The organism is Dinghuibacter sp. (genome assembly GCF_035492835.1).
GTDB lineage: Bacteria > Bacteroidota > Bacteroidia > Chitinophagales > Chitinophagaceae > Dinghuibacter.
The window spans coordinates 1-12,670 of record NZ_DATJIY010000131.1 but is presented as its reverse complement, the minus strand read 5'-3'; the positions used below and the strand labels follow the sequence as shown (position 1 = coordinate 12,670).

Genomic DNA, 12,670 nt, shown 5'->3' with positions numbered 1-12,670 from the left:
ATAACAGGCTTGTCCATGGGAGGTTTTGGCACCTACGACGCCCTCGAACGCTATCCCCGCATATTCGCCGCGGCGGTACCCGTATGCGGCGGCGGCGATACCACCCGCGCCGCGTCGATCGCCCACATCCCCATGTGGATCTTCCTGGGGGCGGAAGACCCCGCCGTCAACCCGCTATTCGGCCTCGACATGCTCGAGGCGCTGACGCACGCGGGTGCGCACCCCGGCTTCACGCAGTATCCCGAGGTGGGGCACTTTTCCTGGCTGGGCGCGTATAGCGACCCGCTGATGATGGAATGGTTGTTCCGGCAGCATCGGTAAAGATCACCGGGCGGGAAAATTAAACACCAACGCCTCCGTCATCGCATTCCTATTTGCCAGCGCCCCCCCGTTGTGGTAAAAATGATCCATCGTCCGCACTTCGAAGCGAGACCTGTATAGGTCCAGCAGGGGGTTGCGCCGGAAGGCGTTGTGCGACCACGTGGAGAGGATGAATTTGGCAGGGGTACGTTCCAGGAGTCCGAGCAGGCGGGCTTCGTCGGCCTCGGTCCAGCCGTTATAGTAGTCGGCATACCGCCCGAAGTAGGGCGGGTCGCAATACACCAGGTCGCCCGGGCGCGCGGATGACAACAGGGACTCGAAGGGCCCCGAGGTAAACGCCCAGTCCTCCGTCATCACCTCCCGGACGCGCCGCACCTGGTTGACGACCTTGGTGATATAGCCGGGCTGGAAGCGGTCCGGTTTTTTGCAAAAGGGGATATTCCAAAAGCCCTTTCGGGAAAAGCGGATCATGCCGTTAAAACCCGCCCGGTTCAGGAAAAGAAAGTCCAGCGGCCCGTAGGAGGTATTGAATCGTTCGCGGACCAGGCGATAGTGCGCATACCCTAATAAGGACAACTGTGCGCCCTCGTATTCCAGGTACTCCCTTACGTGTAAAGGCGTAATCTGCCCAGACCTTACCGATGTATAGAAATTGACGAGGTGCGGGTTGGCATCTCCCATCAGGGTTTGCGAAAAGCCCGCGTTGAATCCAACCACCCCGGTCCCCATAAAGGGCTCTATCCAGCGGCCCGTGGCTGAAGCCCGGCCAACCAGGTCCAGGATCGACGGCACCAGCTTGGTCTTGATGCCCTGGCTTTTGAGCGGAGGTATGATGATCTTGTGTGGTTCCATCTACAGGTCACTCGAACGTCTGATGAAACGTGACCTGGTTGCCTTCCGGGTCTACCACGGTGAACGACCTGAGACCCCATGGCCAGGTGACCGGCGCGCCCAGGGTAGTCGCACCCCGGCCGGTAAGCTCATCGTACAGCTCATCGACATCGGCCACGTAACAATCGTAGGCCCCGATGCCGGAAAACAGGGTGCCCCGATGCGTCAGCAGGACGGTGATCTTGTCCCGGTCCATAACCGCAAAATCCTCCTGGGCGTGGTTGACGGAAAATCCCAGCACGTCCCTGTAGTATATAAGGGCCGCCGCTACATCGCTGAAGGGTAGCCGTGGCAGCGCGGTACGCAGCTGACCGCGCCGGGGAGAGACCTCGACGTTATACGTCCGTGCAAACCACAACTTGTTGCCGTCCGGATCGACGACCTCGAAAACGCGGTATTTTATCCAGTTGACCTTACCAGGGGCAGACGGGTTGGCGCCGGTGGCAAAGAGTTTGTCCCAAAAGGCATCAAGGTCCGCGACCGGGAAAAGGACGGTGACGGGAGCGCCGGGAGCACTGAAAGCCAGTCGTGCGGGTCCGTAAAGGGCCTCCCCCTCATCGAGCGTAAAACCCAAGACGTCCTGGTAAAATGCGTGGCTCCTGGCCGGGTCGGTCACCGGGATCGTCCGATGTACCGGGCTGCTGATACGAGGCTGCGTACCCGCGAAATGGATCCGCAAAACGCGGGCTACGGGTTCCCGGGTCTGAACCGGCGCCGGCTGTTCCAGCCACCACCGAAGCGATCCGGATTGGACGACCGCCCCGGCGGCGATGAGCAGGGAGATGATGTCCGCGTGCGCGTCCGACGGGTCGTGCACGGCTGACCAAAGGGCCTGTCCGAGCACGGTACCCCCAAAACAGTTCCTTATTTCCAACGGGGCGTCGACCGATAAAAGATAACGGACGGTCTCGAGGTGCCCGCCGTGGGCCGCGTAATGGAGCGCGGTATAATGCTCGCCGTCCTGTATGCCGGGCGAAACGCCCCTTTCCACAAAATATCGCAAAACCGCCGTTTGGCCGTACCCACCCGCGTAGTTCATGGCCAGGGCGGTGATCAGGAAGTCCGACGAGCCCTCGAAGAGCGTTTCGACGACGTCCAGGCGGCCGACGCCCGCGGCCGTGGCAAGGTCCAGCTCCGCCCCATGCGCCGCCAGCCAGGTCGCGGCTTCGGGCCGGCCATTTTCAAGGGCGGCCTTCAGCGGTTTCCAACCGCCGGCGGCGCCTTCCACCGACGCGCCTGCGGCCACCAGGGTTTCCATCAAACCGATTTGTACGCCCGCCTTATGTGGGTGTACGCTGGTAGCAACCAGACCGAGGGCGGTTCCATCGAGCATGACGGCGTCCGCTTCCGCGCCGGCCGAAAGGAGGAGGTCCGCCATGGCGACGGCATTCGAAGGGGATCGCTGGCGGTAGTTTTCTACGCCGTTGGCGCCCAAATAGTGGAGGAGCGTCGCTCCGTGCAATCGCATCGACCGACCGTATATTAGCTGCGGGTGCGCTTCCAGCGAATGACGGAGCGTCCCGATGTCGCCGTCGATTACGCGCTCTACCGCGGTTTCGAACATCGCGACGGGCGAACCCGGGTGGGCCAAACCCTCCAGGAAAACGCGGAAAACATCGGCGCTGCCAAAACCATATGCCCGGGCAACGGTGGCTTCGGCCTCGGCTATGGAAACGGAGGAGTCGGTAGATAGCCGGCGGGCGGCTGTGGCAAAATCTTCCAACCCGTAAGGGCTGGGGAGTGGCAAGATGTCCGAAGTGTTCATGGATCGCGCCGGTAAGGCGATCCTAAATATAGTTTATTTATACAGCCGGAATTGGAAACGCAGCCGGGTATTTCTCCCGGGCCGTGACATAAATGCGGCGCTTTGTGTCATATACGGCCAGGATCAGCGCCAGCGTTATGACAAAAGCCAGGATATATAAGTCGTAGGTAAGCGTGACGAATTGCTTTTCGCCGTCCAGCCGGCGAAGGCCCATGAACAGGTTGTAGTAAACGTTCAGCATCATTGCCGAGGTAAACTGGAAGGGCCAGGCCTTTTGCATCATCAGCAAGGGTCTGGACGGCTTTCTGAAACGAAGCCACTGGCGCCCCACCAGGAAACCCTCCAAAATCACCAGGAACCCGGAACAACCGACCGTCACCCACTTCAGCACGGACAGCGGCAGGTAAAATTGCAGGCAATATAAGACGGTCAGGATCAGGAGGGTCTGCATCATTTTGGGCCAACTGAAGCAAGACAGGAAAAACTTCCAGACCCGGCGCCGGCTGGCGATCTGCGCTTGTTGGGTACGTTCCTCGACGACACCGGAAAAGCCCTTGTAGCCAAAGCCTTTAAAGGCCTTTTGCCTGGCCTGGTCAAAGGTGAGCTTCGGGTCGGCGGCCATCAACTGTTCGATGGAAGACGCCATGTGATCCACCAATTCGACCTGTACATCGTAGTAGGTTACGTAATGCTCCCTGCAAAAGACGTATAACGCCTCGATTTGTTCGTCGGTAAGCGTCATATGGCTGGTTTTAGGAGGATTTGCAATGTCTGCAGGAACGTGTTCAGCTCGCTTTGTGCCTTGTCCCGCTGCCGGTCGCCCAATGGTGTGAGGGCGTAGTATTTCCGGATGCGGTTCCCAATGTTTTCCATTTCCACCTGCAGAATTCCCCGTTCTTCAAGACGATGGAGCAGGGGATACAGGGCGCCTTCCGTTATCTGGAGCTCGCCGCCGGTCAGCTCCCTGACCTTTTGGGTGATCTCGTACCCGTACATCCGGCCATGGTCGTGTAACAGCTTCAGCAGGATGGGTTCGAGACAACCTTTATAAAGCGTGCTTTTATTCATATCCCTAAGATATGAATACATAATCAAATTGGGTATAAAAACGGGCTGAAAATTTGTAAAAATGTTTTATCTTCGACGCCACCTACAAAAGAAAAAAGCCACCTGTAGAAACAGACGGCCTCTAACGATTGCTTGCCATATGAAAAAGTTCTAAAAATCAGCTATTTATCGGACCTCTAACTGTTTGCCACCCTACTCTCTGCGATTGTCTTGCCATATGTTCTGATCCGATGACGATGTAAAAGTAATACGGTAACTTCGCCGCCACAAAACAACTTGCTTCGGTTTTAATCATGCCAAAAGGGTTAAAAAAAATCGAAAACCCAGGCTGAGACTGCGTTTTAGGAGATTTTCATTATGACGCCCAACAGTTTTACCGATGCCCTTTTTCAACTCGTAAAGTCACTGGAAAAGTCTGAAAAGAGGCATTTTAAATTATACATCAACAGAAGTTCAGGTAAAGAAGAGTTAAGAATCACGCAATTGCTGGATGCCCTGGATAAGATGGAGGAATATGATGAGCGCCTGTTGCTCAAGAAGTTAGCTCCAATCACCAAGCCGCAGCTGGCCAACCTCAAAACTCACCTGTACAAGCAACTTTTGGCTTCGCTCCGCCTCCTCAAAACAGCGGAAAACATTGACCTTCAATTAAGCGAACAGCTGGATTACGCCCGGCTGCTGTACAACAAAGGGCTCAAGCACCAGAGCCTCAAGTTCCTGGAAAAGGCCAAGGAAATGGCAAAGAACAACCACAAGTTCAATTTCCTGGCCCAGGTCATCTCCCTGGAAAAAAAGATCGAAACCCTCCACATCACCCGGAGCTCCCAGGAAAAGGTCGAAGCCCTGGCGGAAGAATCCCGCGAAATTACGGGGCACATCGATCGTGTATCGCGGTTGTCCAGTCTGGCACTGCAACTGTACCGGTGGTACATAAAGAACGGGCATGCCCGCAACGTAGCGGACGAAAAGGACATCAAAGAGTTCTTTTACAAGCACTTGCCAAGCGATGCCCATACCATTACCGACTTTTACGAGCTGTTATACCTGTATCAGAGCTACTGCTGGTATGCCTTTGTGCGTCAGGATTTCCTCCAATACTACCGGTATTCGCAAAAGTGGGTGGACCTCTTCCACGACAAGGAAGTCATGATCGGCGTGGAGCCGGGACACTATATAAAGGGGATACACAACCTGCTAAACGCCCATTTCGACCTGCGAAATTACAGGGAATTCGATAAGACCCTGGAACGTTTCGAGGCCTATGCCGCTACGCCGGTGGCCAACATCCATGACAATTTCCGCATCCACACCTTTATCTATATCAATGCGGCCAAGATCAACCAGCACCTCATGGAGGGGACGTTCAAGGAGGGGCTCGAGCTGATCCATGAGATCGAACGGCCGATGCACGAGAGCGCGCCCTATATGGACCGGCACCGGTTGATGGTCTTTGACTATAAGATCGCCACCCTTTACTTCGGGGCGGGGGATTATAGTACCTGTATAGACTACCTCCAAAAGGTCATGGCGGCGGGTCAGAGCGACCTGCGGATCGACCTGCAGTGTTATGCCCGTCTGCTCCACCTGATGGCGCACTACGAGCTGGGGAACTACGACCTGATGGAATCCCTTACCAAGTCGGTATACCGGTTTATGGCGAAGATGAAAAACCTGACGGTGGTCGAAGAAGAGATGTTCCGCTTCCTGCGCAATTCCTTCGTCCTTTCTCCCCGGCAGTTGCAACCTGAGCTGGAGAAGTTCCTCGACAAGATCAAACACCTGGAGGGGAACCGGTTCGAAACAAGGGCCTTTGCTTACCTGGACGTGATTTCCTGGGTGGAAAGCAAGGTCTATCATAAACCGCTCGGTACGATAATTAAGGAAAAATTTATGCAAAGCAAGCACCGGGCATAGAGGTCGGGCCTATATTGCGGCATGCAAAAGCTATTCCTCCTTGTCCTTATGGTTTCGGCGTCTTTCCGGGTTTCAGCCCAACGCTACACCGTCGCCAACTGCCATTCGCACAACGACTATGAACAGGCCGTGCCCTTTTATTGGGCGTACGGCGCGGCCTTTGGCTCGATCGAAGCTGACGTTTTTCTCATACACGATACCCTTTTCCTGGCCCATGATACACCCGAGCTCAAGCGGCATCGTACCCTCGAGGACTGGTATATCAAGCCGCTGGACTCGTGCGTGGCGGCCCACGGCGGTTATCCTTACTCGGATACCGCGCGGAACCTGCAAATGCTGATCGAACCAAAGCTGGAGGGGGCGCCCACCATAGCCGCCCTGCTGAAGATACTGGAGCGTTACCAACGCCTGACGGCAAACCCACGGCTGCGCTGGACGATCACGGGGAACCGGCCCGATCCCTCGACATTTGCGTCTTATCCCTCCTATATCTGGTTCGACGGGGAATTTGAAAAGTCCTACAGTCCCGCGGCGCTGTCACGGGTGGCGCTGTTTAGCGACGACTACAAGCAGTACGCGCGCTGGTGGGGCCGGGACACGATGCCTGCGGCGGAACGGGCGCGGCTAAAGGCGATGATCGATAAGTCTCACGCCATGGGTAAACCGATACGGTTCTGGGATGCGCCCGACGCGCCGGATGCGTGGTTGCTCCTGATGCGGTTGGGTGTGGACTGGCTGAATACCGACCACATCAAAGCGCTGTCGGCGTACCTGGACGGCTCCCCTACTGCAGCGCCTGCGCGATAGCCTCCTGTATCCCGAAATATTGTTGTTTTTTGGGCTCGCCGAACTCCTTGTTCACGAGGATGACCGCGGCATACCCCCTGGCGAAATCGACGACGGCCCAGCTGCCTTTGAAACTCGGCGACACGACGATCAGGGGATCTGCGCTTTGTATCCAGGCGCCCAGCGCATAGGCGTACCCGTCGACCCCGACGGGCGAGGACTTTATCTGGGCCGCGGTGGTTTCCGGTTTGAGCAGTTCCGCCGCCGAAGCTTCGCTGAGGAGACGCTTCCCGTTAAAGACGCCCTTGTTCAGGACCATGGCGGTGAAGTTGAGGAGGTCGGAAGGCGAGCATACAGCGCCTTCGGCCGGGTCGACGGCATATTCCCCCACCGGGAAATTGCTCCGCTGCATATTCAGGGGGCGGAACAGGGTCTCCTTCACCAGCAGGGCAAAAGGCTTTTTGGCGATGACTTCCAGGACGCGCGCTACGATGGCGTACCCAATGGTAGAGTAACGGAATTCAGTACCCGGGTTGGTCTGTATCTCACGTTTAGCGCAAAGGTCGTTGACCTCCGCTTCGAGGGTTTGGTACTTACCGATGTGCAGGCTGCCGATGCCCATGGGCGCCAGCCCGGTAAAGTGGGTCAGACACTGGCGGACGGTGATGTATGCCTTCCCGTAGGTTTTGAAGATGGGCAGGTACGTGCTCACCTTATCATCCAGGGATAGCTTGCCCTGATCGACCATGGCCAGCGTTACCGCGGCGGTCAGCCACCCGCTGATGCTGCCCACGGCCACCGGTATATTGGCTTTGGCCTCCCCCATTTCCTTGCCGTAAATCACCTGGTTGTTCTTGGAGACGAGAACCGTGAAGTTCTTGTCCAGAAGTTTTTGGTCCTGGTCCAGGACCTGGTCCAGCGGTTTAAAATTATAAGTGGAGGGGGATACCACCAGCTTTTGGGCGGAGGCGGTCGAGGCAGCCAAAAGGAAAAGGCTGAGGCTCAGGGATCGGCAGGTCGTCAACATGCGTTAAAGATACACTTTCCAACATTTCGGGTCATCGCATACGATGTCAAGCTAACGCTTATACGTTTTTGCATGGATACCACCTGTGGAAAAATGCCACAGATTGTGGAGAAGGATGCGTAAATTTGGCCTTCCCCCATCAAACGACTGCAACTCTTAAAACGAACTTGATATATGAAGAAAACTTCATGTAAGGTAATAGTGGCTACGCTTTTGAGCATGATCGCTTCCGAAGCGATGGCGCAGCAAGGAAAGATTGTCGGCAAGGTGTTTTCGACCAGCAGGGAAAGCCTGGAGGGTGCGACGATTTTGTTGCAGACCCCTAAGGACTCTGTGACGCGGCAGACCGTGCTGACGGACAGTACGGGTAAGTTCGTTTTTAACCATGTTCCGTTGGGGTCTTACCGGGTGCACGTCACCGCCCTCAATTACCAGGATGTAAACCGGCAGGTCCGGATAACGCCGGCAAAGGAGGTCATCCTGCTGGATTCGGTGCTGATGCAGTCATCGTTCCAGTCGATGGGAGGGATCGTGATCACCGTTCCCCGCCGGCAGGCCGCCGTACACAATGATACCACCGAGTTCAATGCCGGCGCCTATAAGGTGCGCACCAACGGTACGACCGAAGACCTGTTTAAAAAGGTTCCCGGTCTGGAGGTCGACAAGAGCGGGACTGTCAAGGCGCAGGGCGAACAGGTCACGCAGATATACGTGGATGGCAAACCTTTTATGGGCACCGACCTGAAGACCGTCATGGAGAATTTCCCGGCCGACGTCATCGACAAGATCCAGATCATCGACAAAAAATCCGACCAGGCCCTGGCCACCGGTGTGGAAGACGGACAACATTCCAAGATCATCAACATCACCCTGAAGAAGAACCGGAAGCGGGGCATCTTCGGGAACGACTACCTGGGCGTGGGGACCGAGGGACGGTATGAAGCCAAAACCCAAACCAACCTGTTCAACAACAACCGTAAGCTGACTATCGTGGCTGGTGGCAATAACGACGGCAGGAGCGACAACTCCAACAGCACCAGCGGGACCACCGACGCCACGTATAATAACTGGAACGGCGTCACGGACTATAAGCAGCTGAAGTTGAATTTCGCCAACAAGATCGGCAAGGGCTTTGACTACAGCCTGTACGCCGGGTACGATCAGTATAAGACGGACCGTGAGCAGACCATCGACCGCCAGAACCTGTTCGGCGATTCTTCCAACTACTATCACGAGGTCAACAGCACGCACTCGACCTACCGAAATGGGAACGGCGGCCTGTATTTCGAATTCCGGCCCGATACGCTGAATTTTATGCGGTTCAACGAAACCGTAGGGTATGCCCATAGCTCCAGCAGCGCCAACGCCACCTACAACACGCTGCTGTCGGATTCCGCCCAGGTCAACAACGGGAGCCGCTATAACGGCAACACCAGCGACAATCCCTTTATCAACGGGAACATCAGCTACAGCCACCGGTTCAGGGGGACGCGCCGCAGCTTGTTCCTGAACTTCAACAACAACGTCAACAATACCACCAACGGTGCCTATACTATATCGAACGACTATTTCAACCCGGTCGATTCCACCCCCTACCAACAGGTAGTCAATACCTACCAGCGCAACCCCGGCCGGAATTCGGCGTACGGGGCCGCCGCCGCCTACAGCGAACCCCTAAGCCAGTGGAGCTCGCTGTCGCTGAGTTATAATTACAACTATAACAAAAACGATATCCCTCAAACTGCCTACGACTACAATCCGCTGACCAAACAGTACGACATGTTCAACGACACGCTGAGCGAACACTTTGCGGCAACGGGGTACCAGCACTATGTAGGGCTCGATTATCACTATGGAACGTCGAAGTACGGCTTTGCCGCGGGCGCGCGCTGGATCGACAACGTGACCAACGGCGACGCGGTCGACAAGGATACCTCCATCCGCCAGAGCTTCCGTGGTTTTGCGCCGAACCTCAGCTTCTATACCAACGGTAAGCGTCACCACTTCTATGCCTATTACAATTTTGGCGTACAGGCGCCCAGCGCCAGCCAGCTGACGCCGGTCGTCAACAACACCAACCCTTTGTACCTGGTGCTGGGGAACCCGGACCTGCACTATTCGCAGACCCACAGCGTCCACTATTCGTATAGCTTCTACGACTCGAAGAGAGACGAAGGGTTCAACTCCAACGCCACCTACAACAAAACATCCGACTTTATCTCGAACAGCACGACCATCGATCCGAATACCGGCGCCCAGACCACCCAGCCTGTAAATATGGGAGGCGCGTACAGCTATACCGGGTGGTTCTCCTATTTCCGGCCGTTCGCGCTCAATGACAAGGACAAGATCCGCTGGAACGTCAACCTTTGGACCCAGGGCGGCCAGAACGGGAACCTGCTCAACGGCACGGACAATGTCAATACCACCAACTATACCCGGTTGTACATGGGCGTTACCTATGACGCGCCCAAGTGGATCGACCTGCATACCGACATGAGCCTGGCCCGCCAGGAGAGCGACTATTCTCTGGAACCGAACCTCAACAATGTCGCCTACTTCCTGGACCTGAGCCCGAACGTCACCTTCCAGCTGGCGCCAAAGACCGAGGTCAACATCGACTATGACTACCGCCAGTCTACCGGACAGGCCGCCGGTTTCAACACCTCCGTCAACATGCTCAACATGGACTTTGTCCAGTACTTTGACGACAAGAAGGACATCTGGCTGAAGGTGAAGGGCTATGACCTCCTGAACCAGAACGTCAGCGTCTGGCGGACGTCTAACGCCAACTATATTCAGGATACCCGTTCGAACGTGTTGACCAGGTTTGTACTGGTGAGCCTCAACATCCGCATCAATAAGTTCCTGGCGCCCCCGACGCCGCACATCGATCCCGGTCAGCAGAACGACGGGCCCGGGAGCATCATGTAGTCGTAGGGCTCCGCGGTTTTTTACGGCCTCGCGTACAACAAATATTACGGGTTTTTGCTATTTAGGGAATTTTTGCATATTTTTAACGTCCCTAGTAAAATTCCGTCCTATGAAGCTGTTGAGCATGACCGTACCAGCTATTATAGTGCTATCCCTGTACACAGGGAAAAAGCCTGTCTCACCCGTAAATATTGCCGCGCCCCCGCCGGCGGCGCCCACTGTCGTAGCTTCACCTTCTCCAGGCGGTCTTAGCCCCGATGCCTATAATATGGCGCTTCGCGGCTACCAGCGTCTCCGGCAAAAGGGACAGCTGCGCAATACCCATGTCCTGACCATCATCGACTATACGCTCTCGTCCCTGCAGAAACGCCTCTTCGTCCTGGACCTCCGGAGCGGAAAAGTGTTGTACAACACGTACGTGGCCCACGGTATGAATTCAGGGAAAGAATACGCGCGCAAATTCTCCAACGCGCTCCAGTCGCTCGAGAGCAGTCTCGGTTTTTATGTCACGATGAACGCATACCAGGGTAAGAACGGGCTGGCCCTCCGGCTCCGGGGTATGGAGAAGGGGATCAATGATAACGCCACCCGCCGGAATATCGTTCTTCACGGCGCCGCCTATGTGAGCGAAGGTTACGGCCGTAATCAGGGTTTTATGGGGCGCAGTGAGGGTTGTCCCGCCGTCCCCCAAAGCCAGACCGCTCCCATCGTCAAGTCTATCCGGAACGGCAGCGCCGTCTTTGCGTACTATCCCAGCGCGCAATACCTGGGAAAATCTAAGTTGTTGGCTTGCAATAGCGTAGAGGCTCCAAAGCCGGCGGGTAGACCCCTGCCGTAAGTTACGGCCGGCCCATTTTGTCGTTCATCGGCCACGGGGCTTTTAGCATTTCCTTCGACTACCCCCTCCCCGTAGTTTCACTAACTTTGCCACGGAATTTGTGCAAAACTTTTTTGGTTATATTACAATGAAAGTTATATTTGTTTCCCTGCAATTTTACCGGAACGTGCCCGTTCATAGCTCGGGCCGGTATGTAGTAGAAACTGGTATCCTATCCAAAAACCGAATTTGAGACGATGAAAAAGAAAAACCGTTTTAGTGTCCATGTCATTGGCTTTATCTGCCTCCTTTGCTGTCTCGCGCACCTATCCTTCAGGCTCCCCAGCGCACAACGTCCCGGACCTCCCTTAAGCTGTATTTTACCCGTGGTATCCGTCATGCCCATGAGCGGGATCACCGCCTGGATGGAAGAATATGAGGAACTGCGTCTGGACTCTATCGGTCTTTCCATGGAAGCCTTCACCATGGCCGTCAAGGGCTATCAGCGCCTGCTCGCCAAGGGCCTGCTGGATCGCGAAGGGCTGCTCACCATCATTGACTTCAGCCAGTCTTCGAAGAACAAACGTTTTTATACCATCGACCTCAACGCGGTAAAGGTGCTCTTCAATACCTACGTCGCCCACGGCCGCAAATCGGGTCTCGAATACGCCACGTCTTTTTCCGACAGGAACCACTCCAACAAAAGCAGCCTTGGTTTTTACGTCACACGCAACACCTACACCGGCGGCGACGGCTACTCCCTGCGGCTACAAGGCCTCGACAAAGGCTTTAACGACAAGGCCCTGGCTCGCAATGTCGTACTCCACGGCTCCTGGTACGTCAACGAGGACTACCTCAACAGCCACGGTATGATGGGACGCAGCCTCGGCTGCCCCGCGGTCCCCATGGGCGAGCACGAGCAGATCATCGATTCCATCAAGGAGGGGAGTTGCGTGTTCATGTATTATCCCGATAAGAATTACGTGCACCATTCCACAGTACTCAAGGGCTAACGCCTTCCCCATAAACTTTTTCATCACGCCGGTACTTCGCCGGCGTTTTTTTGTGCTCCATTGCCCGGCCATACGGCATGTCACCGGCGTAGCGGTAAGGGGGGGTAGGTGCCTCTTTTTTCCCGTTTTTGCGA

10 protein-coding genes and 1 pseudogene are annotated in these 12,670 nt (G+C 55.7%); 6 read left to right on the top strand and 5 right to left on the bottom strand.

Going from position 1 to position 12,670, the window contains the following annotated elements; genetic code table 11:
- Positions 1–321: pseudogene (locus VL547_RS12120) on the top strand (phospholipase); the annotation flags it as partial.
- 3 nt (positions 322–324) lie between these two features.
- On the opposite strand, the gene VL547_RS12115 reads toward VL547_RS12120, so the two are convergent.
- From VL547_RS12115 to VL547_RS12100, 4 genes are read right to left on the bottom strand one after another with little or no spacing between them, the layout of a single operon-like run.
- Positions 325–1,173: a Dam family site-specific DNA-(adenine-N6)-methyltransferase gene (locus VL547_RS12115; protein ID WP_325578054.1), complete on the bottom strand. Its 849-nt coding sequence runs from the start codon at positions 1,171–1,173 to the stop codon at positions 325–327.
- Between the two features lie 7 nt (positions 1,174–1,180).
- Positions 1,181–2,977 (bottom strand): VOC family protein, encoded by a 1,797-nt coding sequence (locus VL547_RS12110; protein WP_325578052.1) that lies wholly within the window; start codon positions 2,975–2,977, stop codon positions 1,181–1,183.
- Positions 2,978–3,014: 37 nt separating this feature from the next.
- Positions 3,015–3,719, bottom strand: a complete 705-nt coding sequence (locus VL547_RS12105) for a hypothetical protein (RefSeq protein ID WP_325578050.1) — start codon at positions 3,717–3,719, stop codon at positions 3,015–3,017.
- Entirely contained in the window at positions 3,716–4,045 is a 330-nt protein-coding gene (locus tag VL547_RS12100; protein WP_325578048.1) for a PadR family transcriptional regulator, read from the bottom strand. The genes VL547_RS12105 and VL547_RS12100 overlap by 4 nt, the downstream gene beginning before the upstream one ends.
- Before the next feature lie 483 nt (positions 4,046–4,528).
- On the opposite strand from VL547_RS12100, the gene VL547_RS12095 reads away from it, so the two are divergent.
- Complete coding sequence (locus tag VL547_RS12095; protein WP_325578046.1) at positions 4,529–5,959, top strand: hypothetical protein; 1,431 nt, start codon at positions 4,529–4,531, stop codon at positions 5,957–5,959.
- Positions 5,960–5,980: 21 nt separating this feature from the next.
- The gene (locus VL547_RS12090; protein ID WP_325578044.1) at positions 5,981–6,766 is read left to right on the top strand and encodes a phosphatidylinositol-specific phospholipase C/glycerophosphodiester phosphodiesterase family protein; all 786 of its coding nucleotides are present in this window, start codon (positions 5,981–5,983) and stop codon (positions 6,764–6,766) included.
- Here VL547_RS12090 and VL547_RS12085 read toward each other — a convergent pair.
- On the bottom strand, positions 6,744–7,772 hold the full coding sequence (locus tag VL547_RS12085; RefSeq protein ID WP_325578042.1) for a serine hydrolase domain-containing protein: 1,029 nt from the start codon (positions 7,770–7,772) through the stop codon (positions 6,744–6,746). The two genes, VL547_RS12090 and VL547_RS12085, sit on opposite strands and share 23 nt — an antisense overlap.
- Positions 7,773–7,946: 174 nt before the next feature.
- On the opposite strand from VL547_RS12085, the gene VL547_RS12080 reads away from it, so the two are divergent.
- The 3 genes from VL547_RS12080 to VL547_RS12070 all read left to right on the top strand — a co-directional run bounded on the left by VL547_RS12080 (position 7,947) and on the right by VL547_RS12070 (position 12,536).
- Positions 7,947–10,706, top strand: coding sequence for a TonB-dependent receptor (locus tag VL547_RS12080; RefSeq protein WP_325578040.1), 2,760 nt, complete (start codon positions 7,947–7,949; stop codon positions 10,704–10,706).
- Positions 10,707–10,815: 109 nt separating this feature from the next.
- Positions 10,816–11,544, top strand: a complete 729-nt coding sequence (locus tag VL547_RS12075; protein ID WP_325578038.1) for a murein L,D-transpeptidase catalytic domain family protein — start codon at positions 10,816–10,818, stop codon at positions 11,542–11,544.
- A gap of 236 nt (positions 11,545–11,780) precedes the next feature.
- Positions 11,781–12,536 (top strand): murein L,D-transpeptidase catalytic domain family protein, encoded by a 756-nt coding sequence (locus VL547_RS12070; protein WP_325578036.1) that lies wholly within the window; start codon positions 11,781–11,783, stop codon positions 12,534–12,536.
- Positions 12,537–12,670: the final 134 nt, after the last annotated feature.

Coding starts and splice junctions, on each gene's coding strand:
- VL547_RS12070 (WP_325578036.1), top strand. CDS start 11,781: ATGAAAAAGAAAAACCGTTTTAGTGTCCATGTCATTGGCTTTATCTGC.
- VL547_RS12105 (WP_325578050.1), bottom strand. CDS start 3,719: ATGACGCTTACCGACGAACAAATCGAGGCGTTATACGTCTTTTGCAGG.
- VL547_RS12115 (WP_325578054.1), bottom strand. CDS start 1,173: ATGGAACCACACAAGATCATCATACCTCCGCTCAAAAGCCAGGGCATC.
- VL547_RS12110 (WP_325578052.1), bottom strand. CDS start 2,977: ATGAACACTTCGGACATCTTGCCACTCCCCAGCCCTTACGGGTTGGAA.
- VL547_RS12090 (WP_325578044.1), top strand. CDS start 5,981: ATGCAAAAGCTATTCCTCCTTGTCCTTATGGTTTCGGCGTCTTTCCGG.
- VL547_RS12080 (WP_325578040.1), top strand. CDS start 7,947: ATGAAGAAAACTTCATGTAAGGTAATAGTGGCTACGCTTTTGAGCATG.
- VL547_RS12100 (WP_325578048.1), bottom strand. CDS start 4,045: ATGAATAAAAGCACGCTTTATAAAGGTTGTCTCGAACCCATCCTGCTG.
- VL547_RS12085 (WP_325578042.1), bottom strand. CDS start 7,772: ATGTTGACGACCTGCCGATCCCTGAGCCTCAGCCTTTTCCTTTTGGCT.
- VL547_RS12075 (WP_325578038.1), top strand. CDS start 10,816: ATGAAGCTGTTGAGCATGACCGTACCAGCTATTATAGTGCTATCCCTG.